The organism is Pseudomonas paraversuta (assembly GCF_904067025.1).
In the GTDB taxonomy this organism is placed as follows: domain Bacteria; phylum Pseudomonadota; class Gammaproteobacteria; order Pseudomonadales; family Pseudomonadaceae; genus Aquipseudomonas; species Aquipseudomonas paraversuta.
In genome coordinates this window covers 2,660,514-2,683,072 of the sequence record NZ_CAJFDA010000001.1, presented here as the reverse complement: position 1 = coordinate 2,683,072, position 22,559 = coordinate 2,660,514, and the positions used below count along the sequence as shown (strand labels likewise).

The window sequence follows — 22,559 nt, the reverse complement described above, 5'->3', positions numbered from 1 at the left end:
CAAGGAGTTCAGTTCACAGGGCGTATACTTTGAAAAAAACCGAGCAGCAGCGAACAGGCAACTCAAGCGCAGAGATCGATCTGTTGGACCTGTTTCATTCGTTCTGGCAGCAAAAAAAGTTGATCGCGGGAGCCATGGGCGCTGCCGGTTGTATTGCCCTGGGCTACGTCCTGTTGGCGCAGCCTGTGTATCAGGCCAGTTCCCTGTTGCGTCCTGCGGCCATCAACGAGCTTGATGCGCTTAACCGTTCGGATGTCTACACGCTTCCCCCTCGAGACGCGTTGCTCAAGATCGGTTCGGCGCTGGAGTCCTACGACACTCGCTACAGTTACTTCCGCTCCCATGAAGAGTTGTTCAAGCCGCTGGCACGCAAAGGCCGTACGCTTGAGCAAAGTTTTGAGATTTTCAATCGTGATGCGATCACTCTGATCCAGCCCGATCCGAAGCAAGCGGCTTCATTGAGCCCGTATATCAAATTGGAAATTACCTATCCGGATACGCTCAATGGCGTTGAGATCCTCAACGGTTTTGTTGAATACGCTATCAATAGCCAGCGTGAGCAAATCAGTGCCGACCTGAAAGTCATCATCAATAACCGGCTCAGGGAGCTGGACGGAAAGATCAATGCTGCACGTTCAGCCTACCAGTCCGATAAAGAGGGTGAGATTGCTGCGCTGACCGAGTCAGACAAGGTCAAGTCGGCAAAACTCAAGGACGAATTAAAGGCCTTGCGCTTGCAGCTCAGAGCCGAACGCGATTCACGCATTGCGCAGTTGAACGAAGCCATTGCCATCGCCACCTCATTGGGTATCAGCCGTCCGACCACCCCCTCGTCGATGGGTGATGTGGCTCAAGGCGGGTCCTCCAATCTCATGCGCACTGAAATCACCTCGCAGGCTACGCCGCTGTACTTCATGGGTACTCAGGCGCTGCAAGCAGAGCGCGCAGCCTTGCTCAAGCGCACCTCTGATGATTTTACGGACAAAAGAGTTTCGGAAATCGGCAAGGAACTGCAGCTGCTTGAGACCAACCGTCAGGTCGAAATGCTCGGCAGGCGTACCAACGAAGACCTGTTCCTGAAAAACATCGATCCGTTGCGCGCAGAAGTGGCACGTCTGGGCAATTTGAAAACCGATATGAGCCAACTTGGGCTGGTCAGTATTGACCGCCTGGCGCAAGCCCCGATTGATCCGATCAAGCCGAAAAAGGCCTTGATCATCGGACTGGGTCTGGCAGTGGGGCTGTTACTGGGGCTGACCATTGCAACGGCGCGATACCTCATGCAACGCCGCCGTGAACCTTGGCAGGGCAATCACTCAGACTAATACCGCTACCGATTTAACCTGTATCCAGAGGTTTTGCCCCGGATGCAGGTTCAACTGGTCACGGGAGTAGCGGGTGATACGGGCCAGCATTGCACAGCCATCCACATCCAGCCGCACCAGAACATGGGCCTGATTATCAGCTCCGGTTTCGCTGATGACGGTGGCCTGCAGGCTGTTGAGAATGCTGCTGTGCTCACTGGGGTCCAGGCTCAGGCTGATGTCGCGGGCCTGTACCTTGAGCCGCAACGTCTGGCCGACTGCCAGCGGCCCATGGGCAACTCTCAGGTGTTGCGTGCTGCCTGGCAGTCGCAGGGTCAGCAGGTTGTAGTGCGCATCATAAGCAGCGACCCTGCCTTCGATCACCACCCCGGCGTCGTCATCCCGAGCAAGGGGTAGATCAAGCCTGGCCAGGGTTTCACCGATCGGACCACTGGCAAGCGCCTTGCCTTCACTGAGCAACACCATATGGTCAGCCAGACGTGCAACTTCGTCCTGGGAGTGACTCACGTAGAGCACCGGAATATCCAGCTCGGCATGCAGACGTTGCAGATAGGGCAGGATTTCACGCTTGCGCTGGCTGTCCAGAGCCGCCAGCGGTTCGTCCATCAGCAATAGCTTCGGGCTTGTCAGTAGCGCCCGGGCGATACCGACCCGCTGGCGTTCGCCGCCGGACAAATTATTGGGCGTGCGCTGCAGCAGGTGGCTAATGCCCAGCAATTCGGTGGCATGGGCCAGGTCTACCCGCCGCTCCTTGCGCGCAATGCGCCGCAGTCCGAACTCCAGATTGGCCAGCACCGACAGGTGCGGGAACAGGCTGGCTTCCTGAAAGATGTAACCCAGTGCGCGTTTATGTACCGGTACGAACAGATTGCTCTGGCTGTCCTGCCAGACTTCATCATTGATTTGCACAAAGGCCTGGCCGGCACGTTCAAGTCCGGCTATGCAGCGCAAACAGGTAGTTTTCCCCGACCCGGAATGGCCATAGAGTGCGGTCACCCCCTTGCCGGGCAGTTGCAGGTCCAGGTCCAGGTCAAATCCCGGGTAACTGAGTTGCAGCCGGACATTTATCTGCGAGGTCATGCTCAACTCCAGCTTGCTTGAGATTTGCGGCTCGAGTACAGCGCCAGTAACACCAAAAACGAAAACACCAGCATTGCGCCAGCCAGCCAGTGTGCCTGTGCATACTCCAGGGCTTCGACGTGATCGTAGATCTGTACTGAAACCACCCGGGTTTTCTCGGGAATGTTGCCGCCAATCATCAAGACCACGCCAAATTCACCCACGGTGTGGGCAAAGCCCAAAATTGCAGCAGTGATAAAACCAGGTCGCGCCAGGGGCAGGACCACGCTAAAGAAGGTATCCCACGGATTGGCGCGCAAGGTGGCAGCCACCTCCAGTGGCCTGGGGCCAATGGCCGTAAATGCGTTCTGCAAAGGCTGTACGACAAAGGGCATGGAGTAGATGACCGAGCCTATCACCAGGCCTGCGAAGCTGAAGGTCAGGGTGCCAAGGCCGATGGCCTGGGTGAACTGGCCCACATAACCATGGGGCCCCATTGCCAGTAGCAGATAGAAGCCGATCACGGTGGGTGGCAATACCAGAGGCAGGGCGACAATTGCCCCGATCGGTCCCCGTAACCGTGACCGGGTATGGGCCAGCCACAGTGCAATGGGAGTGCCGATCAGAAGCAAAATGACCGTGGTCAGTGACGCCAGTTTCAGGGTCAGCCAGATTGCGGCGAAGTCAGCACTCGAGAGCGTCATTTACAGTTGATAACCGTAGGATTTGATAATGGCCTCGGCTTTCGGTCCTTTCAGGTACTCGGTCAGGGCCTTGGCGGCGGGGTTGTTCTCGCCTTTCTTGAGAATCACTGCGTCTTGCTTGATCGGATCGTGCATGGACTCGGGGATGATCCACGCAGAGCCATGACTGACTTTGCCGTCTTTAAAGATTTGCGACAGGGCGACAAAACCCAGCTCGGCATTACCTGTGGACACGAACTGATAAGCCTGGGTGATGTTCTGGCCTTCAACAATCTTGTCCTTGACCTTGTCGGTCAGGCCCAGTTTAGCCAGCACTTGTGTTGCTGCCAGGCCGTAAGGTGCCGCTTTCGGGTTGGCAATGGACAAATGCTTGAACTGGTTTTTTTCCAGCACCTTGCCGGCATCATCGACATAGCCGTCCTTGGCAGACCACAAGGCCAGAGTGCCAATGGCATAGGTGAAACGGGAGCCAGGAACTATGTCGCCTTCTTTTTCGAGTTTCTCGGGGGTACTGTCATCGGCCGCCAGAAAAACTTCGAACGGAGCACCGTTTTTAATCTGGGTATAGAACTGTCCGGTGGCGCCATACGCGGCAATCAACTTGTGCCCGGTGTCTTTTTCAAATTCGCTGGCAATAGCCTGAATCGGTGCGGTGAAGTTGGCTGCCACCGCCACCTGCACTTCATCGGCCTGGACGCCGGTGACAGCGAGACACCCGATCAGTGCAGCAAGTGCGCCGGGGGTAAAGGATCGAACGCGTACATTCATGACGAAACTCCGTTAGAGGCGAGGGCGGCCCATCTTTATTGAGTTGTATCGGGCGCTAGGAAGATAAACGGTATATAAAAAAATACATAGCGTTTTGCTGTCTGGCACAGTGCCCCGTGATTCAGCCTGCCTTGCGCAGAGTGATATTTATGCGTTGTTCTCCCAATACCGGGTGCTGCCCCGGCTGGATTGGCAGCACACCATGGTAGCGCAGGCGGTCAACGCCACCCCAGACCACGATGTCACCATGAAATAAGGAAATGCGTTGTGCCGGGTCGCTGCGCTCAAAGCCGCCAAACTGAAAAACAGCCGGCAACCCCAAAGAGATCGAGACAATGGGCGCTTCAAGGGAACGTTCGTTTTTGTCCTGATGCAGAGACATTTTTGCCCCGGGGACGTAGCAATTGATCAGGCAGGCATCGGGGACGAAATGTTCAAAGCCTGCTGCGCCTGCGGCCGCTTCGGCCAGCGCGAGGAAGGTGTCGGGCATGGCAGGCCAGGGCTGCTTGCGCAACGGGTCGACCGGGCTGTAACTGTAGCCATTGCAATCACTGGTCCAGCCCAATTCGCCACAGCTGCTTAAGCGCGCCGACATGGTGAAACCGCCGGGCGTCTGCATGTGCCGAAAAGGTGACTGGATCAAGACGCCGGCCAGAGCCTGCAAGAGTGCCTCGGCCCACGGCAAGGCAAACCCGCGAAGCACAAACCCCTGCTCGCTGATGCTTTGCAGTCGGGCGGGTTGCTGCAGGTCCTCGTCAGCAAACAGGTCGAGAGTCATTGGTTAAAGCGGCTTGCTCGCTTTGACATCAGTGATCTTGTCGTCCGAGCCGGCGTGAATGATTTCAAGCGCTGCGCGGGCTTCTTCATCGGAGCCGGTGGGTAGCTGTGCAAACTCGAAACGACGCTCGCCGTTGAGTTTGTACTTGATCACGTATTTAGTGGTGTTACGCGTAGTGTCCACAATATTTCCTGTCTTTGAAGGCCGGGGATGTCAGGCTTAGCGGAGTTTGGAGCTGGAGCGACGCACGATCTTGATCGTAGGCTGGAAGCTTGGCTTGCGGGTCACGCTAATCGCCCGGCTGGTAACGGTATCAATGGTGATGTTCCAGAAGCCGGTGCTGGGTGCCGTGATTCTGGCCGGGAAATCCTTGAATGCGCCGCCGTGGTAGGAGTGACGGCCACCATTTTTGAAGCTGCGGAAATGTGCGTCGCTCATCAGGCGAATATTGCAGGGTTGAGAGCACTCGATGACGACAATGTCGTCTTCGTTAAGGTGCTCGCGCTGGTGAATAAATTTCATGGGGGCTCCAAGGGGAGGGCTTTAGCTGAAAAATCAGCAAGATAGCATGTGCTTTAGTCCAAAAAGGAGACTAAAGCCGCATATTATGCCTCGATGCAGACAAGTCTGACGCAAAACGCGGATAATTCGCCACAATTGAATATTTATTCCCTGTGGCCGGGGAGAAAACCTGGAGATCCACTGTCGTAGGATCTTTAACGGAGGAAATGTATGAAGCGGGGCGTTCTGTTGGCAATGCTGGTTTTGGGTGGCTGTGCATCAGTCACGGATATAGAACAGACGCTGCCCACCATGAGTGTGATATCAGGCAAGAAGCCTGATGCGTACGCTCAGTGCCTGGTACAACAACTGTCCAGTACTCGAAGGGCGCCACAAATTGAGCCGCATAAAGAAGGTTTACGAATCATCGTCCCGCAAAAGCTGACGTCGAATCCTACAGCCGTGATTGATATTGAAGAGCGTTCCGGCGGCAGCAGCATCAAGGTCTATGAAAGCATGTCCAACGTGCCGGTGCGTCCGGGAGATATCCGCAAAGCCGCAACCCATTGTATTTCTGGTTGATCGCTGGCAATCCGGGCCCACTGTCCCCTCTGTAAAACCTGACGGCTGCTGCTTGCGGTGTCAGTTTTTTTTGTGCCCGGGATTAAACCCGGTGCAAGTGCAGAGGGCGTTCAGACAGCAAGCCGGGGCTTGGCGTTAGCGGTAGGTTATTGCTGTGGGCAGTGGTATCTCCAAGGTCTGTCCTGAGCAAACTACTTGCACACCACCACAATATTTCGGCTGTTGAAATTGCCCACATCTACGCCCAAGGTTTTCTGACTATTGTCCGCCACCGGTGAGCCGTCAGTTCCCACAATGCTGTAGCCGGTCCCGGCACAGGAGGCGTCAGCCTTTTCGTAGCACTTGGCCCAGGACATGGCCTCGCCAGAACAGTCTATGCTCAGTCCTTGCTTGCCATCCACCAGATAGGTGCTGGATGCAGTGGCACAGCCGCCAAGAACCAATAGTGCAAGAAGCGTCAGGGGCTTATTCATCAGGGTCAGTCTTCGAGAGTTAGGGGTCAGGATTTATTGTTGCGTCGACGGGCTGCGGGTGCTGGCTGATCCTGGAGTACAGAGGCAACCTCTACTGCGGCCTGTTCCGACTCAAAAGGACCGGCGACTTGCTCGTCAGCCGAGTCGGTAATCCACCATTGATTCGGGCTGACATTTTTTATCAGGTAACCGTTGATGCTGTTTGTTGTGGCGGACATGGTGCAGTGGCCTTGTTGGCGGGGGAATGGGCGTAATAATAGCGCTTATTCAGGGCTTAAAGCTCGAGTAATGCCAGTTTGCCCACACTGCTTCAGAGCCCGTGCGGGCTGGTCCACAGGTCATGTGGAGCAGTGGCGATTAGAAAAACAGGCAATAAGTGAACTAACTGGCGCAAATTTTCTCTATGTTGGCATCAGTTTGCTATCGGGAGGCATTGTAAGCTCGAAGCCGCCTGATTAGACTGCGCCAAAATTCGAACGTACAGCCCTTTTAAGGACTCATATGATCAAGAAATGCTTGTTCCCAGCAGCCGGTTACGGCACTCGCTTTTTGCCAGCGACCAAAGCCATGCCTAAAGAAATGCTGCCGGTGGTGAACAAGCCACTGATCCAGTACGGGGTTGAAGAAGCACTGGACGCTGGCCTGAACGAAATCTCCATCGTGACCGGACGTGGCAAGCGCGCACTGGAAGACCACTTCGATATCAGCTACGAGCTGGAAAACCAGATCAAGGGCACAGATAAAGAAAAGTATCTGGTCGGTATCCGTCGCCTGCTGAGCGAATGTTCTTTCTCTTACACCCGTCAAACCGAAATGAAAGGCCTGGGTCACGCGATTCTGACCGGCCGCCCGCTGATCGGCGACGAACCCTTTGCCGTAGTACTGGCGGACGACCTGTGCGTCAACCTGGAAGGCGACGGTGTTCTGACGCAAATGGTCAAGCTGTACAACCAGTATCGCTGCACCATCATTGCGATCCAGGAAGTTGATCCTCAGGAAACCAACAAGTACGGCGTTATCGCTGGCGACCTGATTGGCGACGACCTGTATCGCGTGCGCAACATGGTTGAAAAACCGGCGCCCGAAGATGCTCCTTCGAACCTGGCCATTATCGGTCGCTACATCCTGACTCCGGATATTTTCGAACTGATCAAACAGACCGAGCCGGGTAAAGGTGGCGAGATCCAGATCACCGACGCCTTGATGAAACAGGCGCAAAACGGTTGCGTAATTGCCTACAAATTCAAAGGCAAGCGTTTCGACTGCGGTGGTGCTGAAGGCTACATCGAAGCCACCAACTTCTGCTTCGAGAACTTCTACAAAACGGGCAAAGCTTACTAACAGAGCCCGTCTGTAACGTTTCAAGAGAAAGCCACCTGCGGGTGGTTTTTTCGTTTTTTTACATTCGTCAGCACCGGTGCTGGTCAATCGCGCTGAAGTGATTATGCTGATGAGCTGCCCAGGAGATAGAAATGGCCTACGAATTTGATTTGTTTGTAATTGGTGCGGGATCCGGCGGTGTGCGCGCGGCCCGTTTTGCTGCAGGTTTCGGTGCCAAAGTCGCGGTAGCGGAAAGCCGCTATTTGGGCGGTACGTGCGTCAACGTCGGGTGTGTACCCAAAAAGCTGCTGGTCTACGGCGCACATTTTTCCGAGGATTTCGAACAGGCTTCGGGGTTTGGCTGGAGCCTGGGCGAGGCGAAGTTTGACTGGCCAACCCTGATCGCCAACAAGGACCGCGAGATTCATCGTCTCAATGGCATCTACCGCAACCTGCTGGTCAACAGTGGCGTGACCCTGCTCGAAGGCCACGCCAGACTGACCGGCCCCAACGAAGTGGAGGTCAACGGTCAGCGCCACACCGCCAAGAACATACTGATTGCTACCGGTGGCTGGCCGCAGATCCCTGAAATCCCGGGTCACGAACACGCGATCAGCTCCAACGAAGCGTTCTTTCTTAAAGAGTTGCCAAAGCGTGTACTGGTCGTGGGCGGTGGTTACATTGCGGTGGAGTTTGCCGGGATTTTCCACGGGCTGGGCGCCACGACTTCGTTGCTGTATCGCGGCGAGATGTTCTTGCGCGGTTTCGACGGAGCGGTGCGCAAGCATCTGCACCAAGAGTTGATCAAGCGCGGGATGGACGTGCAATTCAACGCCGATATTGCCCGTATCGACAAGCAGGCGGATGGCAGCCTCAAAGCCACCCTCAAAGATGGCCGCGAGCTGGTTGCCGATTGCGTGTTCTATGCCACCGGACGTCGTCCGATGCTCGATAACCTGGGGCTGGAGAACACCGGGGTCAAACTCGACGAGCGCGGTTTTGTTGAAGTGGACGAGCTGTACCAAAGCGCCGAGCCATCGATTCTGGCGATTGGCGACGTGATTGGCCGGGTACAGTTGACGCCGGTTGCACTGGCCGAAGGCATGGCCGTGGCACGGCGTCTGTTCAAGCCTGAGCAGTACCGCCCAGTGGACTACAAGATGATCCCGACTGCGGTGTTCAGCTTGCCGAATATCGGCACCGTGGGCTTGAGCGAAGAGCAGGCGATTGAAGACGGGCACCAGGTGCGGATTTTCGAGAGCAGCTTCCGGCCGATGAAACTGACCCTCACAGAGTGCCAGGAACGCACACTGATGAAGCTGGTGGTTGATGCCGACACCGATAAAGTGCTGGGCTGCCACATGGTCGGACCAGAGGCGGGGGAGATCGTCCAGGGCTTGGCAATTGCCTTGAAGGCCGGCGCCACCAAGCAGCATTTCGACGAAACCATCGGCGTGCACCCGACCGCAGCCGAAGAGTTCGTGACCATGCGTACCCCGGCCAAAGGTTAAGAGCCTGCTCCCACACCGGCCTGTAGGAGCGAGCTTGCTCGCGATGGCGGCGACGCGGTTTACCTGAAAAACCGCGTTACCCGCATCGCCGGCAAGCCGGCTCCCACAACAAAAACAGCATGCCCAACTCCGGCCTGTACCTGTAGGAGCGAGCTTGCTCGCGATGTCCGCGACGCGGTTTACCTGACGAACCGCGTTATCCGCATCGCCGGCAAGCCGGCTCTCACACCAAAAACAGCATGCTCAACTCCGGCCTGTACCTGTAGGAGCAAGCTTGCTCGCGATGTCCTCGACGCGGTTTACATGAAGAACTGCGTTACCCGCATCGCCGGCAAGCCGGCTCCCACACCAAAAACAGCATGCTCAACCCCGGCCTGTACCTGTAGGAGCGAGCTTGCTCGCGATGGCGGCGACGCGGTTTACCTGATGAACCGCGTTACCCGCATCGCCGGCAAGCCGGCTCCCACAACAAAAACAGCATGCTCAACTCCGGCCTGTACCTGTAGGAGCGAGCTTGCTCGCGATGGCGGCGACGCGGTTTACCTGATGAACCGCGTTATCCGTATCGCCGGCAAGCCGGCTCCCACAACAAAAACAGCATGCCCAACTCCGGCCTGTACCTGTAGGAGCGAGCTTGCTCGCGATGGCCGCGATGCGGTTTACCTGAAGAACCGCGTTTCCAGGGAGTCGTTCCAGTTCAGGGTCGAGGTGTAGCGCCACCACAGGTAGCGGCACGAGATGATCACTGAAAGGGCAATCATCAACAGCGTCGGGAAGCGCCCCGGTATACGCCGCACCAGCATCGCTATGCCCCACAGCAAGATAACGAACACCAATTGCGCCAGATACCCGAAGGGTTCGGTCACGCAGATAATGATCAATACCGCTGCCAGCACGCCAATGGCGATGTACAGCGCCTTGCGCAGGGGCCAGCCCATGGTGTTCCAGCGGCGCGTGCTTTTAATCACTTGCGGGCTGATCGCCGTAGGCAACCGCACAAAGGCATTGGACAGCAGGTTCCAGGGCTGCTGCACAATCCTCAGCAAGGCCTGCAGCAGCGAGCGCACATACTTGCCTGGCGAGCGGCGGCCCCGGTTCTGCTCGGCCGGGCGCACCAGCAGCAGCCACAGGCTCTGGATCGCATAGCGCAGCGGGTCGCCAATGCTCGCGGACTTGTCCGCCAGATTCGGGTACAGACGTCGGTGCTGTGCGCGCAGGGTTTTCCAGCTGGGGGATTCGAGGCGCAGGAAAATCCAGCCGAGCGCCTGAAGCGAAGCCAGAACAAAGGCCGTGAAACGGCTGCAGTCTTGTTCACGGCGCAAATAGGTATAGGGAAACCAGCGCTCTGTCATTCAAGCCTCCGGCCACGCAGCAGGCACCAACTGGCAAGGCTGAGGATGTCCTGGGCGATCAGGCTGCCCGGGGCATAACGGCCTGCCGGTTCGCGCCGGGCCAGGGCTTCGCCCACGGCTTCATCGCTATGCAGGCTGACCGGCAGCAGGTAGCGGGCATAGCGATATTGCCAGATCAGCACCAGGTCACGTTGTAACTGGCTGGCCGCGTCATAGCGATTGACCAGCAACAAGGGCCCATGGCTTAGCTGTGGCTGCAACAGTACATGGCAAGCCGCATCGGCATTGATTACGGTGAGTGCGATCTCGCAGTGCGGGTTAGCCGCATGTCCCGGCAAGCGTTGCGGCAGATCGAACAAGATCCAGTCAAAGGCCTCGGCCAGCTCTGCCTGGCGCTGCTTCCAGAGTTCGGGGTCGGCCAGCAGCAAGGCATCGAGCTGCAGGTATTCGTCAGTGCTCAACTGACCATAGGGCAGTACACAGAGCCCGGGCTCAACGGTCCATGCCTGCTGGTGCCAGGGTTGCTGGTCCAGGGTGGCCCGCGCCCAGCCCTCAGGCGGGCCGAGCTTGAGGTTGAAGTGCAAGCCGAGGGTGTTTTCCGGGCACATGTCGACCATCAGGACTTTTTGTCCCAGCTGGTGCAGTGCGTAACCCAGTGCCGCCAGGGTGGAGCTGGTGCCCACCCCGCCACGCACGCCATGCAGGCTCACGCAGATCATGGGTTCGGCTCCGCGGGCAAGTCCTGGGTGTTCGCCCTTTGCAGCTCTTCGACATGGGCCAGCAGCGGCCACCGTTCAAAGGCTTGCAGCAACTCCATCTGCGCCGAGACGTCGACATAATTGAGCGACGGCAAGTCGATCATCGATTTGAGGCGGGCGATGTCATCGGCGCGCTCTTTGCGCGAAAGGATGTCGGCGCTTATTTGAGCTTCTGTGGGTAAGGTAGCCATCCACCGTTCTCCTTGATTCGCACATAAGGCTTGCCGTTGTAGTCCAGCACAACAGTCCCAGAGTTTTCCGATACTTTCGCGGTCTGCGGCAGGTCAGTCAGCAGTTTTGTCCAGTCCACTGTCTGGCCATTACTGAGGGCCGGGTCGGCATACAGGCGGGCAATGATTTCGGCAACGGCCAGATAGCTGCTTGGCTCGGTGATATGCACCGGAGCGGTCTGACCGTTATCGCCCATATTGATCAGCTTGATGCCGACCGGAACGTGGGTGATGGAGTCACTGGGGATTTCACGCATGCCGGCAATCTGCATCCGGTCGCCATGCAGGGCTGCACCGTGCTCAGGCACGATGGCCACAACCACCCGACGGCCACTTTTTTGCAGCTCTTTAAGGAACGAATTCAAATCATCGAGCAAGAGCTGGGCCCGGCTGCTGTAGTCGGCTGCCTGGGTGCCGCCATCGGACTGCACCTGACGGTTACCGTCGTGCAGGGTGGTGGTGTTGTAGAACAGCGCCATATTCGGCTGCTTTTCGTTCAGGCGGTGTTGCCACCACTTGCTCAGCACATCGCGGTCGCGCCAGATCGGCGAGCCATCGAAGCCGACATAGGTGCGTGGCAGGCCAGCCGGAACAACCCCCAGCGCCGGCTGTGGCAATTCACCCTGTTCACGGACTTCCTGGAGAAAGCCGTCGAACTCGCCGGTGTGGTTCAGCATCAACTCATCCGAGAAACCCAGCTTGCGCAGGTCATCAAACAGCAGGCACTGATCGGCCGGTGGCTTGTACAGCTGAGCGTGGGATGTCTGGCCGCAACTGGCGCGTAACAGGCGGATCGCTGCCGGGCCGCTGTAGGCTGTAGCCGAGTTGAAGTTGTCGAAAATCACATCCATCTGGCTGAACAGCGAGTTATCACGCAAGCCCACGGCATCCAGGTCGTCCCAGGCCATGGAGCAGATATTGATCACCAGCAGGTCAAACGGCGGTGGCTTGACGGCGGGGTCCTTGAACTCGACCTTGCGGCTTGATTCAGCAAGATAGAATTTGTCCAGATAGCCATTGAGCGTCGCATCGTCCGGTTCACCGCCGCCGCCGCCGGCCTGAGCGGTCTGGCCGGGCTGGGTGCTGGCCATTTGCTGATCGGCGGCAGGGGGCAGCAGCCATTGCAGGCTGCCCATGCTCAACCAGGCAAAGCCCAGCAGGGTGAAGGTGGTCAGGCGCAGCCACTGGCTGAGAAACAGATAGCCGACCACCAGCAACAGCAACATGGCACACACTTGCCAGTCGATGAAACGCCCGAGCAATTCAACGATGTAGTCGAAAGAGAAGTCCAGTACCCCGGGTTGCGCCAGCAAACGGCTGAACGGCGGGAACCAGGTGTCTTGGTACAGCAGTGCCACAGCCACCGGGATTGCTATCAGGGTGCGTGCGCGGCGCAGCATTGGATGGCCGATGGGGATCAACAACACCAGGGCGAAGATCAGGTTGGGCAATACCTGGAAGTTCAGGTGACCGGTCCAGGTCAGCAGGAATTTGCCGAGGAAATACACATTCCAGGCTCCCAGGCCGCGCCAGGAGCCGGAAATCTTGTGCGCCGGGGAGGCAGGCTTAGACAGACTCATCGGGCGCTCTCAAAGAAGGGCTGGCAGGTGCACGACGTCGAACGCCGCGGGATTTCAGATAGCGGGGTGACAGGTACTGTTCGAAATGATTCTTCAAGTACCTGCGGATGCGCTGTGCGAACAGTGTCAGCAGCAGGGTTACCACGCAGGTCAGGACAATCACATCAATCAGGTCAAGGAACGTCATGCTTGTGGCTCACGAATGGGCAACGTGGTGCGTTGCGGTGTTAACGGCATGCGGCTACCGGCAGCAGGTGTCGCCATTACGGTGTTTTCAATCGGAATACTCAGGTGGGCAGGTACTGATCCGGCCTGCATAAAAGCGTCCTGCGGCAGATCATCGGGGCCGGTGAGCACCTGACGCTGGAGAAACATGTCACGCCATGGCAGGCGGCAGATATTTCCCAAGGCCGGGTCCAGGCCATCGGCACGGCAGGCGAACAGAAACAGATACAGGTCTTCATCCAGTACGCAGGCAAAGTCACCATAGCGGCGCAGGCACATCTGGTTCAGGAACAGTTCTTCGGCCAGCCCGGGAACCGGTTGAAACCGGACCAGTTGGTGGGTGACTTCACCGGAACTGTCGTTATAAATCTGCTCCACGGTTTCGAAGAATTCCCGCGGGCTTACCAGACCGCGAATCTGCGGTGGCCGCTGGCGTTCCAGCAGCGTTGCAAAGTCGCTGTTCTGGCTGTATTGCCAGCGCTGGCCCTGAACACTTTCGATCATGCTGAGGAATCTTGAGAGCAGGGTGCCGTCCGGAACAATCAGGTTGGCCCCGCAGGCCAGCAGCAGTCGCTCGTCGCGATAGCGCACGGCGGGTTCCATTTCCCGCACTACGATCTTCAGTGTCGGGCCGCACTGTTCCCGCAGGTCGTGCAGTTGATGGGCCAGATCGAGCAGCTGGTGGCTGTTGTCGATCCCGACAATGACTGTGGCCTGCCTGGCGTTGCGGGCTTCTGCAAGCAATGCTTCGCGGCTTTCAAACAGATACCAGTGTTTTGACAGTGATGGCGTGCCTTCCAGCACGGCGCGTTCGGCCAGGTACAGGTGCTGGTCGTCACCGACCCGTGGCTGCACGTCGACTGCGGTATCGGGGATCAGGGTAAGGGCATTGTCCTGGATCGCGAGTTTGAACTCCTGACCTGCCGTTACCCCCATATGGTTGTGCCAGAAGTGCAGTTGGTAACGCATGACACCGTTATGGCGATACAGGCGACCCAGGCCGGACAATGTCTCGTTGAGTTGCAGCAGTTGCGCATGCAGGAGCGGCGCTTCGCCGTGGGTAATCACCAGCAAGGTTGCATCGCGCAACTGCAGCCACTCGTGCAGACGCTGACACCAGCGTTGCAACTGTTTTGCGGTGGTGGTTTCAGCCCAGCAGCTGGCAGGTAGCAGCAAGGTAATCTGACTGCCGGCAGCGACACCGATGCGGCCCATATCCCGGGTCAGCGTGGCGAGCCCTTGCTCGACTTTGGCGAGGGGGATCTCGAATTGCCGGAGTTTGTCGGGGCCCAGATCGGCCGCCATTGTGCCGGTGATACTTTGCACCGCGTCCGCACAGCAAATCAGGGTCGCAGGTACATGCTCGGGAATCGCTTCAAGAAACTGTCGGGCCAGCAGCCTTGCATCAGCCTGTTGATCGACCGCGACCCAATACAAGCCACCGGTGCGCAACACGATCTGTTGATCAAGCAATCCACGGATAGCCAAGCTGATATGAACCAAGCGTAACGTCCCCCCAAGGATATACGAGTTGCAATACACCCCATGTTTGTCGGAAGTATTGTCTCGTTGCATACAAGGCGTTCGAGTAATGCCTTGCAGCGGTGACTTATTATTGACGCCAATCAAATGTTGATCGACATTTTATATAGCGGTGCCCGATGCGAAATACACCTGTTTGTTGGTTGTAAGCAATGCTCTGGAAGAGTAGTAGTTAAAATTAGAGCATGTAGGCAGATGCGCATCGTATCACTGAAAAATCATCCGAGACTATGATTCCAGTCACATGTCGTCAAAAAAATACCGCCTATTTTTCCGTCGGCATTTAATTGGCGCCTTGAGGGGTCGCGTTTAAAGCGGGTTTGCGGGCGTGGAATTCAGCCCTCTGTACGCAGGCGAAGACGCTTATGTGTGCGCCTGGCTTTCTCGGTGACCTGTTGCGTGCTATTGCTTAGGTGGGGGTGTTGGCTTGAGCCCCTTGAGCGGACTCATTTAAAGAGTCTGGAATCGTCACCGAAACGTCTAAGAGGTGCAGATATGCCAGTCAAACACGATTTGTTGCAAGACTTGGGACTCACTAAAGAGGCTGTCAGCAAGTGTCGCAGCGAAAACGCTCATCTCAACCAGTTGTTTGTGCAATATGGCGAGAAGGATGCCGAGGTCATTGAAGCGGAGGCCGGGGAGGCCATTGGTGTCCCGGATGAGGTCTTGAAGAAACTCAAGGAGCAAAGGCTCCAGATCAAAGACAAAATTGTCCAACTACTGAACGTTTAAGTCACCGCAAGCTGCAGGAATCGTATATGTCCAGAATTATCAAAATTGTTGCCACCTTAAGTGCCAAGCCTGGTCATGGGCCGGCTGTTAAACAGGCGCTGAGTGCATGTGTGGCCGGATCACGGGCTGAAGCCGGTTGTCTTTTCTATGACCTGCATGTAGATCGTTCCAATCCCGAGCGTTTTGTATTCATCGAAGGCTGGAAGGACATGGCGGCCATTGAGCACCACAAAACCACAGCGCATTACCTGGCGATGGGCAAAGCTGTTGCTGACTTGATCGAGCATCGTGAAGTGCTGTTGCTGGACGAGTTGAGTATCTGAGACAGGGATCAACACAGCAGCATCAAGCGGCGGCCCTGAACAGGCCGCCGTTTTCATGTCGGGCTTGTGCAAGCTTGTTAAGTTCCTCGGCAGCGACTACAGGGCCTTGGCCATGTCGCGTAACAGGTATTTCTGGACCTTGCCGGTCGAGGTCTTGGGCAGCAGGGTAAACACTACCGTGCGCGGCACTTTGAATCCCGCCAGGTGCTGGCGACAAAAAGCAATGATATCCAGCTCGAGCACCTGCTGGTGGTCATCCTTGAGGGTGATAAAGGCACAGGGCGTTTCGCCCCACTTTTCATCAGGGCGGGCGACCACCGCCGCTTCCAGTACCCCGGGATGACGATAAAGCACGCCTTCAACTTCGATGGTCGAGATGTTTTCGCCACCCGAAATGATGATGTCTTTGAGCCGGTCACGAATCTCCATGTAGCCATCCGGGTGGCACACGGCCAAATCCCCGGTATGGAACCAGCCCCCCTCAAAGGCTTGCGCCGTGGCACTGGGGTTCTTCAGGTAACCCTTCATGACGGTGTTGCCACGCATGAATATCTCACCCATGGTTTCTCCGTCCCGCGGGGTCGGTACCAGGGTTTTCGGATCGGCAACCATTACCCCTTCCAGCGTCGGATAGCGTACCCCCTGGCGGGATTTGATCTGCGCACGCTCGGCCAGTGGCCGGGCATCCCATTGCTCATGCCAGGCGCAAATGGTCACCGGGCCATAGACTTCGGTCAGGCCATACACGTGGGTGACTTTGATGCCCATTTCTTCCACCGCACCTATCACTTGGGCCGGTGGTGCTGCACCCGCGACCATCACACTCACCGGATGATCGATGGCAACCCTGGCGGATAGCGGCAGGTTGGTCAGGGCATTGAGCACAATCGGCGCGCCGCACATATGGGTGACCTGATGCTCCTGGATCAGACTGAGAATTCGTTGCGGATCAACCCGGCGCAGGAACACGTGCACGCCGGCCAGGGCCGTGATGATCCACGGGTAGCACCAGCCGTTGCAGTGGAACATCGGCAAGGTCCATAGATACACCGGGTGATTGCCGATGGCCCAGACCATCTGGTTGCCCAGGGAGTTAAGGTAGGCCCCGCGGTGGTGATAGACCACGCCTTTGGGGTTGCCCGTGGTGCCGGAGGTGTAGTTGAGCGCGATCGCCTGCCACTCATCTGCCGGCCATTGCCACGGGTAGTCAGGGTCGCCCTCGGTCAGCAGCGCCTCGTAATCCAGTGTGCTGACCGGCTGGCCTTCGCCGTATTGCGGGTCATCCACGTCGATGATCAGCGGTGGATGATCAAGCATGGCCACGGCAGCATGGATCACGGCATGGAATTCACGGTCGGCAATCAACACCCTGGCTTCGCCGTGGGCCAGCATGAAGGCAATGGCTTCGGCGTCGAGGCGTACGTTAAGTGCATTGAGCACTGCGCCGAGCATGGGCACCGCAAAGTGGGCTTCGAGCATGGCCGGGATATTGGGCAACATCACCGCCACGGTATCGCCCTTGCCAATCCCGCGAGCGGCCAGCGCACTGGCCAGACGCCGGCAGCGCTGGTAAGTCTGCAGCCAGGTGCGGCGAATCGAGCCGTGGATCACGGCGGGGTAGTCCGGGTAGACACTGGCTGTGCGTTCGATAAAGCTCAACGGCGACAGGGCAATATGGTTGACAGCATTGGGCTCAAGGCCTTGCTCAAAAATCGACATGAAGGTCTTCCGGTGGCTGATTGTTAGCTCTTTGGCTGCCCGCGCCCATCGGTGGGCGGGACAGTTTTATGTCCGGCCTGACTTATAGCTCACTCGGTGTGGCATAGGGAAGCAATGGCCCCGGGCTAATCCAGCAGCGCTGCCAAGGCAGCCATCACCTCGGGCTTGTCGGTGTGGGCCACGTTAAAACGCATGCAGTGGCGCAGTGCGGGGTCAAAGCCGAACAGGATGCCCGGCGCCAGCACCAGATCCCGGGCGAGCGCCTCCTGGGCCAGGGTTGCGGCGTCCCGTGCGGCGGGGAGCGTGGCCCAGATATACAGGCCCCCGGTGTAAGGTGCATTGAGGGTGAACCCCAGGCCTTGCAACCAGCTGGCCACCCGCGCACCGCTGGCCAGCAGACCTTGCATCACCCGCTTGCGGTGTTTGTGATAGGTGCCGTCAGTGAGCATCGAACAGACGACCTGTTCGAACATTTCCGAGGTGATACCGCCGCACATCAGTTTCAGATGGGTCAGGTTGGCGGCTGCCTGCGCCGAGGTCACCACATAGCTCACCCGCAGATTGGCACTCAGGGTTTTGGAAAAGCCGCTGAGGTAGGTGACGTGTTCGATCCCGGCCAGGGCCGCGAGCCGCGGAGGCGGGTCAGGGTGCCAGTCGCCGTACAGATCGTCCTCGATGATATGGCAGTCATGACGCTTGGCCAGCTCCAGCAAGCCGTAGGCCTGGGCCGGAGAAAAGGAATGGCCGGTGGGGTTATGCAGCAGGCCTGTGGTCAGATACAGGCTCGGCCGGTGCTGTTCAAACAGCTGCTCCAGCGCTTGCAGATCCAGCCCCTGGGGCGTGCGCTCAAGGGTCACGACCCGTGCCCCGTGCAACGCCAGATTGGCGTGAAAGTTGAAGTAACAGGGCATGTCCAGCAGCACCGTATCGCCGGGACGCACCCGCAAGCGCAACAACATGTCCAGTGCCTGCACGGTGTTGGCGGTGGTGATGATCTGCTCGACGGCAACGTCCAGGCCCTGGCCCAGCAGTTTTTGCTGGAGTGCCAGACGCAATGGCAAGTAGCCCGCCGGATCGCCATAGCCGGTGAGGCGCAGCCCCGGCGAGCGGCTGAGCTGGCGCAGGTGGGTACGCATGGCGCTGGGCTCCAGCCAGCTTTCAGGCAGATGCCCGCTGCCGGGGCGCATGGCGCCACTGGCGCCGGTCAATGAGCGGCGCAGGACACTGGTCAGGTCTTGCGGCAACAGATCAAGCGCGCTCGCCCGTTCTGCAGCCGCAGCCCTGGCCGCGACAAAGTAGCCAAGGCCCTGGCTTGAAGTGATCCGGCCCTGTCCACGCAAGCGATCGAGAGCCTCAATCAGGGTGAATTTACTGACGCCCCAGCTCAGGGCCATTTCCCTGGCGGAGGGCAGTCTGGCCCCCGGGTTCAGGCGACCTTGGGTAATGGCCTGGTTCAGGGCTTCGACAATCTGCTGGACTTTGGGAGTGCCGGGCTGGAATTCAATCGTGGGGATAGGCATCAATGACCTCGTACTTTACCGGTCATGCTACCAGTAAAGTACGGTCAAGTTGGTCGGGGCTTGATCTGCCCATGCCGGGCTGCGCCACCTAAACTGCGGAACCGCTCGCAGGTGTTCGAGCAATGGTTTCGGGATCTGATAAAGATAATGGCCACACAACTGACACTCGCGTCCTTCCTCTACTTTCTGTTTTTCTGCGCCACCATGACCTTTAGTCCCGGGCCCATGACCTTACTGTTGATGGGCTTCGGCATGCAGCAAGGCTTGAAGCGCTCAATGCCGGTGCAGCTTGGCGCCAGCGCTGCGTATCTGGTGTCGATCCTGATTTTTGCCGTCGGATTTGCCGAGCTGGTCAAGGGCAATCCCCTGATCAGTCGCGTCATTCAATGTATCGGCGTGGCCTATTTGCTGTATCTGGCCTATCGGCAATGGAACAGTCGGGCACTGTTGCTGGAGCGTCCTGCCGAGTCCCTGGACAGCAGCTTCAGGGGGCGTTTCGCCAAGGGGCTGCTCACCGGCTTTGCCAACCCCAAAACCATTGTCATGTTCAGTGCCGTGTTCCCGCAGTTTGCCGGGCAGGGCAGTGCCACCCGGGCGCTGGATCTGGCGGTACTGGGGCTGGTGTTCTTGCTGTTGCAGTTCACCAGCGGCTGCCTGTATTGCTACTTCGGCCAGCGGGTGCGGCGGGTGCTGCAAAGCCCGTCGCGACAAGTTTTGTTGCAACGGGCCACAGCCATCATGCTGTTGGGGGTGGCCATTCTGTTGGCCCGGGGGTTTTAGCGGCTGAGCCTCAGAAACGCAGGGTAGCCCCGGTGGTCAGCCAGCGGTCGCGGTCGCGGTTCAGGGTGCGACCGAGCACCAGGTCCAGATCCACGGCAGAGCCTATGTGGAACCTGGGACCTGTCTGCCAGGACTGCTCGCCGCCTTCTTCGCCGTAGCGTTCGCCAATCAGGGTCAGCGAGTTGGTAACGGCATATTCAAAGCCGCTACCCCAGGTCAGTCGGTGGCTCTGCTTGCCGTCGTTCCAGGCATGGCTCCAGCCGCCGTTAAGATTGAGTCGCAGGGGCGCGAAAGGTTGCCAGGTGAGCGGCAGGTTGAGGTCGGTGCCGTCATAGCTGTGGGCCCGGTTCAGCGCAAAGCGGGCCTCGCCCGATAGCGCCAGTTCCAGGCTCTGGTCCAGACTTGAATACAGCTGCGCCTTGAGTTGCGGGCTCAACTGTCGGGCGGTGCCGTCGTTGCTGTGACCTTGCTCTATGGCGCCTCCCCATTGCAGCCAGGGCAGGTTGTGTGAAGTACAGCCCTGGGAAATGACTGCGTTGTGGGTGGCGCTGTGGTGACGGTTGCTGGTGAACCAGGCGTCGATGTTGCATTCGCCGGGGCTGTTGATTGCGCCGTCGTCGACCACGTATGAACCACCGGACGCACAGGTTTTGGAGACCAGGCCAAGGGTCAGGGCGATGCTCATCGAAGCGCCGACCCAATGGCGAACGGCTGCTGAACGGGATACTTCAGTCATGGGTAAAACTCCTGAGTGGAATCAATAAAGTCAGTTGTTAACCGTTACAACATGAATGCCGGCCGCTCTGGCCCGGCTGATCAGCGCACAGGTGTCATCTCCCCCGGGCAGGGCAATGACCACGTCCGGGCGACTGTCCGTGAGCATGAATCGATTGCGCCGGCGCTCGGCCTGCTTGCCGTACATCTTCCAGTTCGGCGGGTAGCGCACCACATCGACTCCCGCCTCGCGCGCCCAGTCCTCCACGGCGCTGCCCAGATACGGACTGGCGCCGTGAATCAGCACGCTCACGCCATTGATGGCCTGGTAGGCATCCAGTACGCGCAGGCACATCAGGGTGTCGGCGTAATGGCGCCCGGCACAGATCAAGAGGCGCACGGGTCAGTGTCCCTGGAGTTGTGGTCGACGAAGCCGTTGAGTTCTGCGCAGCGCTCCAGCACCGGGTAGCCGAGGGCGGCAATATGGTGATGAACCCGCCGATAGTCGCGCAGCACGCGCTGGAAAATATCCCCGGACTCGGCCCAGGCCGTTTTGTCATTCTGCAATTTACGAAAATGCTCGCGACTGGCCCTGGCCTCCAGCTTGCGCACGGTGTCCTTGTGGCTGACCAGGGTGTTGGCTGCCAGCACGTCTTCGCCCATGAAGGCGGTCACTGCCAGGTTCAGGCTGTCCTGCAGGGCCTGGTGCATGGCCTGGATATGGCGCAGCTCGAAGCTGGAAAAGTGCTCGCCACGGCGGGTTCTGCGGATGGCCAGTTGCGCCAGGTTGTTGAGGATGTCGCCGGCATGTTCGAGGTTGATCACGAACATCAGGATTTCCTGGGCGCGGTCGGCGTCATGATCGCTCAGCCCGTCATGGCCTATATCCGCCAGGTAGGCACGAATGGCGGCACTCAGCAGGTCCACCGAGTGATCCAGCTGGCGGACTTTGGCGAAGGCGGCCTGATCGGGCTTCTCGAACAGTTGCAGCACCTGGCTGAGCATCAGCGAGGCCATGTCCGCCAGGCGCAGGGCTTCGCGTACGGCGTTGGACAGCCCGATATTGGCCACTTCCAGCCCGGCTTCATCGAGGTATTGCGGCATGCCGGGATCCACCGGGCTCTGCTGCTCGGCAAACAGCCGGCTCAGCAGGCGCGCCATGGGTTCGGTCAGCCCGATAAACAGCAGCGCCAGGGCGATGTTGAATGCGCTATGCAGATACACCACCAGCTGGGCCGGGCCGATATCGGTTCGGCCCAGCTGTGCGGCAATCAGTGGCAGGCACGGCAGCAACAGCAGGCTGCCGAACAAACGAATCAGCAAGTTGCCCACGGGCAGGCGCCGCGCCACCGGGGAGCCGGCACTGAATACCGAGGGCAAGGCACCACCTATGTTGGCTCCCAGCATCAAGGCCAGCGCCGTCACCGGGGTCATCATGTCGGCACCGGCCATGGAGGCAATGAGCAACACCACTGCCACGCTGGAGTGGCAGATCCAGGTCAGCAGGACTGCGACCAGCACCGCGGTGACCAGGTCGCCCTCAAGGCTTTGCATGAGCGCGCGGAACACCGACGTGGCTTCCATATGACCCAGGCTGGCGCTGAGCAGACTCAGGGCCAGGAGCATCAGCCCCAGTCCGATCAGCGCGCAGCCGATGCTTTCAAAGCGTGAGTCATCGCGCAGGCGAAACACCACAAAACCCACCAGCAGTATCACCGGCATCGCCAGTGAAGTGTCGAAACTCAGCAGTTGTACCACCAGGGTCGAACCGATGTTCGCTCCCAGCATCACGGCCAGGGCTGGCGCCAGGCCCAGGGTGCCGGCGGCGGTAAACGAGGTTGCCATCAGGCTGACGGCGGTACTGCTCTGCAGTACGCCAGTAATACCGATTCCGGAAATCAGCGCCATCCAGCGATTGTTCAGGTTGCGCCCCATCCAGTTACGCAGCTGGGTACCAAACCCGCGCAGCAGCGCCGTTGAAATCATATGGGTACCCCACAGCAACAGGGCTATGGCCCCCGCGAGGTTGAGTAACAGAGTGGTTCCCGACATGAGGAATCTCC

26 protein-coding genes are annotated in these 22,559 nt (G+C 58.4%); 7 read left to right on the top strand and 19 right to left on the bottom strand.

Annotation, left to right across the window (positions count from 1 at the left end; genetic code table 11):
• Nucleotides 1-29: 29 nt before the first annotated feature.
• On the top strand, nt 30-1,325 hold the full coding sequence (locus JQ848_RS12235; RefSeq protein WP_003445751.1) for a Wzz/FepE/Etk N-terminal domain-containing protein: 1,296 nt from the start codon (nt 30-32) through the stop codon (nt 1,323-1,325).
• On the opposite strand, the gene modC is transcribed toward JQ848_RS12235, so the two are convergent.
• The 6 genes from modC to JQ848_RS12205 all read right to left on the bottom strand — a co-directional run bounded on the left by modC (nt 1,317) and on the right by JQ848_RS12205 (nt 5,156).
• A complete protein-coding gene (modC, locus tag JQ848_RS12230; protein ID WP_202210756.1) occupies nt 1,317-2,405 on the bottom strand; it encodes a molybdenum ABC transporter ATP-binding protein in 1,089 nt (362 codons plus the stop codon). The genes JQ848_RS12235 and modC overlap by 9 nt on opposite strands.
• A 2-nt stretch (nt 2,406-2,407) precedes the next feature.
• Nucleotides 2,408-3,088, bottom strand: a complete 681-nt coding sequence (gene modB, locus JQ848_RS12225; RefSeq protein WP_003445736.1) for a molybdate ABC transporter permease subunit — start codon at nt 3,086-3,088, stop codon at nt 2,408-2,410.
• On the bottom strand, nt 3,089-3,856 hold the full coding sequence (gene modA / locus JQ848_RS12220) for a molybdate ABC transporter substrate-binding protein (RefSeq protein ID WP_202210755.1): 768 nt from the start codon (nt 3,854-3,856) through the stop codon (nt 3,089-3,091).
• Nucleotides 3,857-3,977: 121 nt separating this feature from the next.
• Nucleotides 3,978-4,634, bottom strand: a complete 657-nt coding sequence (gene alkB, locus JQ848_RS12215; protein WP_003445732.1) for a DNA oxidative demethylase AlkB — start codon at nt 4,632-4,634, stop codon at nt 3,978-3,980.
• Nucleotides 4,635-4,637: 3 nt separating this feature from the next.
• Nucleotides 4,638-4,817 (bottom strand): hypothetical protein, encoded by a 180-nt coding sequence (locus JQ848_RS12210; protein ID WP_003445731.1) that lies wholly within the window; start codon nt 4,815-4,817, stop codon nt 4,638-4,640.
• Nucleotides 4,818-4,853: 36 nt separating this feature from the next.
• Nucleotides 4,854-5,156: a DUF1883 domain-containing protein gene (locus tag JQ848_RS12205; protein WP_003445729.1), complete on the bottom strand. Its 303-nt coding sequence runs from the start codon at nt 5,154-5,156 to the stop codon at nt 4,854-4,856.
• Nucleotides 5,157-5,366: 210 nt separating this feature from the next.
• Here JQ848_RS12205 and JQ848_RS12200 point away from each other — a divergent pair, with 210 nt between their 5' ends.
• Entirely contained in the window at nt 5,367-5,717 is a 351-nt protein-coding gene (locus JQ848_RS12200) for a hypothetical protein (RefSeq protein ID WP_003445727.1), read from the top strand.
• 191 nt (nt 5,718-5,908) lie between these two features.
• Here JQ848_RS12200 and JQ848_RS12195 read toward each other — a convergent pair whose 3' ends face one another.
• Both JQ848_RS12195 and JQ848_RS12190 read right to left on the bottom strand, forming a co-directional pair.
• Entirely contained in the window at nt 5,909-6,190 is a 282-nt protein-coding gene (locus tag JQ848_RS12195) for a hypothetical protein (protein ID WP_003445711.1), read from the bottom strand.
• A 26-nt stretch (nt 6,191-6,216) separates the two neighbouring features.
• A complete protein-coding gene (locus JQ848_RS12190; RefSeq protein ID WP_081481317.1) occupies nt 6,217-6,408 on the bottom strand; it encodes a hypothetical protein in 192 nt (63 codons plus the stop codon).
• 283 nt (nt 6,409-6,691) lie between these two features.
• Here JQ848_RS12190 and galU point away from each other — a divergent pair, with 283 nt between their 5' ends.
• Nucleotides 6,692-7,531 (top strand): UTP--glucose-1-phosphate uridylyltransferase GalU, encoded by an 840-nt coding sequence (gene galU / locus JQ848_RS12185; protein WP_003445709.1) that lies wholly within the window; start codon nt 6,692-6,694, stop codon nt 7,529-7,531.
• Nucleotides 7,532-7,662: 131 nt separating this feature from the next.
• Nucleotides 7,663-9,021 carry a glutathione-disulfide reductase gene (gorA, locus tag JQ848_RS12180; RefSeq protein ID WP_003445707.1) on the top strand — a complete coding sequence of 453 codons (1,359 nt, stop codon included), beginning with the start codon at nt 7,663-7,665 and terminating at the stop codon, nt 9,019-9,021.
• 659 nt (nt 9,022-9,680) lie between these two features.
• On the opposite strand, the gene JQ848_RS12175 is transcribed toward gorA, so the two are convergent.
• Genes JQ848_RS12175 through bcsE form a run of 6 tightly spaced genes read right to left on the bottom strand, consistent with a single transcriptional unit; the run spans nt 9,681 to nt 14,669 of the window.
• Complete coding sequence (locus JQ848_RS12175) at nt 9,681-10,373, bottom strand: glycosyltransferase family protein (RefSeq protein ID WP_235972465.1); 693 nt, start codon at nt 10,371-10,373, stop codon at nt 9,681-9,683.
• Complete coding sequence (bcsQ, locus tag JQ848_RS12170; protein ID WP_202210754.1) at nt 10,370-11,092, bottom strand: cellulose biosynthesis protein BcsQ; 723 nt, start codon at nt 11,090-11,092, stop codon at nt 10,370-10,372. The genes JQ848_RS12175 and bcsQ overlap by 4 nt, the downstream gene beginning before the upstream one ends.
• Nucleotides 11,089-11,322 (bottom strand): cellulose biosynthesis protein BcsR, encoded by a 234-nt coding sequence (gene bcsR / locus JQ848_RS12165; RefSeq protein ID WP_003445683.1) that lies wholly within the window; start codon nt 11,320-11,322, stop codon nt 11,089-11,091. The genes bcsQ and bcsR overlap by 4 nt, the downstream gene beginning before the upstream one ends.
• A complete protein-coding gene (bcsG, locus tag JQ848_RS12160; RefSeq protein WP_202210753.1) occupies nt 11,292-12,941 on the bottom strand; it encodes a cellulose biosynthesis protein BcsG in 1,650 nt (549 codons plus the stop codon). Before bcsG ends, bcsR begins: the two co-directional genes overlap by 31 nt.
• Complete coding sequence (bcsF, locus tag JQ848_RS12155; RefSeq protein ID WP_202210752.1) at nt 12,928-13,128, bottom strand: cellulose biosynthesis protein BcsF; 201 nt, start codon at nt 13,126-13,128, stop codon at nt 12,928-12,930. The genes bcsG and bcsF overlap by 14 nt, the downstream gene beginning before the upstream one ends.
• Nucleotides 13,125-14,669, bottom strand: a complete 1,545-nt coding sequence (bcsE, locus tag JQ848_RS12150; RefSeq protein WP_202210751.1) for a cellulose biosynthesis protein BcsE — start codon at nt 14,667-14,669, stop codon at nt 13,125-13,127. The genes bcsF and bcsE overlap by 4 nt, the downstream gene beginning before the upstream one ends.
• 534 nt (nt 14,670-15,203) lie before the next feature.
• Here bcsE and JQ848_RS12145 point away from each other — a divergent pair.
• Together JQ848_RS12145 and JQ848_RS12140 are read left to right on the top strand one after the other, a co-directional pair.
• The gene (locus tag JQ848_RS12145; RefSeq protein WP_010657027.1) at nt 15,204-15,440 is read left to right on the top strand and encodes a YdcH family protein; all 237 of its coding nucleotides are present in this window, start codon (nt 15,204-15,206) and stop codon (nt 15,438-15,440) included.
• Between the two features lie 26 nt (nt 15,441-15,466).
• Entirely contained in the window at nt 15,467-15,763 is a 297-nt protein-coding gene (locus JQ848_RS12140; RefSeq protein ID WP_003445673.1) for a putative quinol monooxygenase, read from the top strand.
• A 96-nt stretch (nt 15,764-15,859) separates the two neighbouring features.
• Here JQ848_RS12140 and JQ848_RS12135 read toward each other — a convergent pair whose 3' ends face one another.
• Both JQ848_RS12135 and JQ848_RS12130 read right to left on the bottom strand, forming a co-directional pair.
• Nucleotides 15,860-17,482, bottom strand: coding sequence for an acyl-CoA synthetase (locus JQ848_RS12135; RefSeq protein WP_010657026.1), 1,623 nt, complete (start codon nt 17,480-17,482; stop codon nt 15,860-15,862).
• 125 nt (nt 17,483-17,607) lie between these two features.
• The gene (locus tag JQ848_RS12130) at nt 17,608-19,002 is read right to left on the bottom strand and encodes an aminotransferase-like domain-containing protein (protein ID WP_010657025.1); all 1,395 of its coding nucleotides are present in this window, start codon (nt 19,000-19,002) and stop codon (nt 17,608-17,610) included.
• Nucleotides 19,003-19,149: 147 nt separating this feature from the next.
• Here JQ848_RS12130 and JQ848_RS12125 point away from each other — a divergent pair, with 147 nt between their 5' ends.
• Entirely contained in the window at nt 19,150-19,782 is a 633-nt protein-coding gene (locus tag JQ848_RS12125) for a LysE family translocator (RefSeq protein ID WP_127195368.1), read from the top strand.
• 10 nt (nt 19,783-19,792) lie between these two features.
• Here JQ848_RS12125 and JQ848_RS12120 read toward each other — a convergent pair whose 3' ends face one another.
• The 3 genes from JQ848_RS12120 to JQ848_RS12110 are packed head-to-tail and all read right to left on the bottom strand — an operon-like array spanning nt 19,793 to nt 22,548.
• A complete protein-coding gene (locus JQ848_RS12120) occupies nt 19,793-20,518 on the bottom strand; it encodes a hypothetical protein (protein ID WP_127195369.1) in 726 nt (241 codons plus the stop codon).
• 30 nt (nt 20,519-20,548) lie between these two features.
• Nucleotides 20,549-20,896 (bottom strand): DUF2493 domain-containing protein, encoded by a 348-nt coding sequence (locus JQ848_RS12115; protein WP_003445668.1) that lies wholly within the window; start codon nt 20,894-20,896, stop codon nt 20,549-20,551.
• Nucleotides 20,884-22,548 carry a Na/Pi cotransporter family protein gene (locus JQ848_RS12110; RefSeq protein WP_202210750.1) on the bottom strand — a complete coding sequence of 555 codons (1,665 nt, stop codon included), beginning with the start codon at nt 22,546-22,548 and terminating at the stop codon, nt 20,884-20,886. The genes JQ848_RS12115 and JQ848_RS12110 overlap by 13 nt, the downstream gene beginning before the upstream one ends.
• Nucleotides 22,549-22,559 lie beyond the last annotated feature (11 nt).

What these genes read in the sequence shown, in the direction of transcription:
- alkB (WP_003445732.1), bottom strand. Translation starts at nt 4,634, where the DNA reads ATGACTCTCGACCTGTTTGCTGACGAGGACCTGCAGCAACCCGCCCGA.
- bcsR (WP_003445683.1), bottom strand. Translation starts at nt 11,322, where the DNA reads ATGGCTACCTTACCCACAGAAGCTCAAATAAGCGCCGACATCCTTTCG.
- JQ848_RS12195 (WP_003445711.1), bottom strand. Translation starts at nt 6,190, where the DNA reads ATGAATAAGCCCCTGACGCTTCTTGCACTATTGGTTCTTGGCGGCTGT.
- bcsG (WP_202210753.1), bottom strand. Translation starts at nt 12,941, where the DNA reads ATGAGTCTGTCTAAGCCTGCCTCCCCGGCGCACAAGATTTCCGGCTCC.
- JQ848_RS12120 (WP_127195369.1), bottom strand. Translation starts at nt 20,518, where the DNA reads ATGACTGAAGTATCCCGTTCAGCAGCCGTTCGCCATTGGGTCGGCGCT.
- JQ848_RS12135 (WP_010657026.1), bottom strand. Translation starts at nt 17,482, where the DNA reads ATGTCGATTTTTGAGCAAGGCCTTGAGCCCAATGCTGTCAACCATATT.
- JQ848_RS12125 (WP_127195368.1), top strand. Translation starts at nt 19,150, where the DNA reads ATGGCCACACAACTGACACTCGCGTCCTTCCTCTACTTTCTGTTTTTC.
- JQ848_RS12145 (WP_010657027.1), top strand. Translation starts at nt 15,204, where the DNA reads ATGCCAGTCAAACACGATTTGTTGCAAGACTTGGGACTCACTAAAGAG.
- modB (WP_003445736.1), bottom strand. Translation starts at nt 3,088, where the DNA reads ATGACGCTCTCGAGTGCTGACTTCGCCGCAATCTGGCTGACCCTGAAA.
- bcsF (WP_202210752.1), bottom strand. Translation starts at nt 13,128, where the DNA reads ATGACGTTCCTTGACCTGATTGATGTGATTGTCCTGACCTGCGTGGTA.
- galU (WP_003445709.1), top strand. Translation starts at nt 6,692, where the DNA reads ATGATCAAGAAATGCTTGTTCCCAGCAGCCGGTTACGGCACTCGCTTT.
- JQ848_RS12205 (WP_003445729.1), bottom strand. Translation starts at nt 5,156, where the DNA reads ATGAAATTTATTCACCAGCGCGAGCACCTTAACGAAGACGACATTGTC.
- bcsQ (WP_202210754.1), bottom strand. Translation starts at nt 11,092, where the DNA reads ATGATCTGCGTGAGCCTGCATGGCGTGCGTGGCGGGGTGGGCACCAGC.
- JQ848_RS12175 (WP_235972465.1), bottom strand. Translation starts at nt 10,373, where the DNA reads ATGACAGAGCGCTGGTTTCCCTATACCTATTTGCGCCGTGAACAAGAC.
- JQ848_RS12140 (WP_003445673.1), top strand. Translation starts at nt 15,467, where the DNA reads ATGTCCAGAATTATCAAAATTGTTGCCACCTTAAGTGCCAAGCCTGGT.
- modC (WP_202210756.1), bottom strand. Translation starts at nt 2,405, where the DNA reads ATGACCTCGCAGATAAATGTCCGGCTGCAACTCAGTTACCCGGGATTT.
- modA (WP_202210755.1), bottom strand. Translation starts at nt 3,856, where the DNA reads ATGAATGTACGCGTTCGATCCTTTACCCCCGGCGCACTTGCTGCACTG.
- JQ848_RS12190 (WP_081481317.1), bottom strand. Translation starts at nt 6,408, where the DNA reads ATGTCCGCCACAACAAACAGCATCAACGGTTACCTGATAAAAAATGTC.
- gorA (WP_003445707.1), top strand. Translation starts at nt 7,663, where the DNA reads ATGGCCTACGAATTTGATTTGTTTGTAATTGGTGCGGGATCCGGCGGT.
- JQ848_RS12130 (WP_010657025.1), bottom strand. Translation starts at nt 19,002, where the DNA reads ATGCCTATCCCCACGATTGAATTCCAGCCCGGCACTCCCAAAGTCCAG.
- JQ848_RS12110 (WP_202210750.1), bottom strand. Translation starts at nt 22,548, where the DNA reads ATGTCGGGAACCACTCTGTTACTCAACCTCGCGGGGGCCATAGCCCTG.
- JQ848_RS12200 (WP_003445727.1), top strand. Translation starts at nt 5,367, where the DNA reads ATGAAGCGGGGCGTTCTGTTGGCAATGCTGGTTTTGGGTGGCTGTGCA.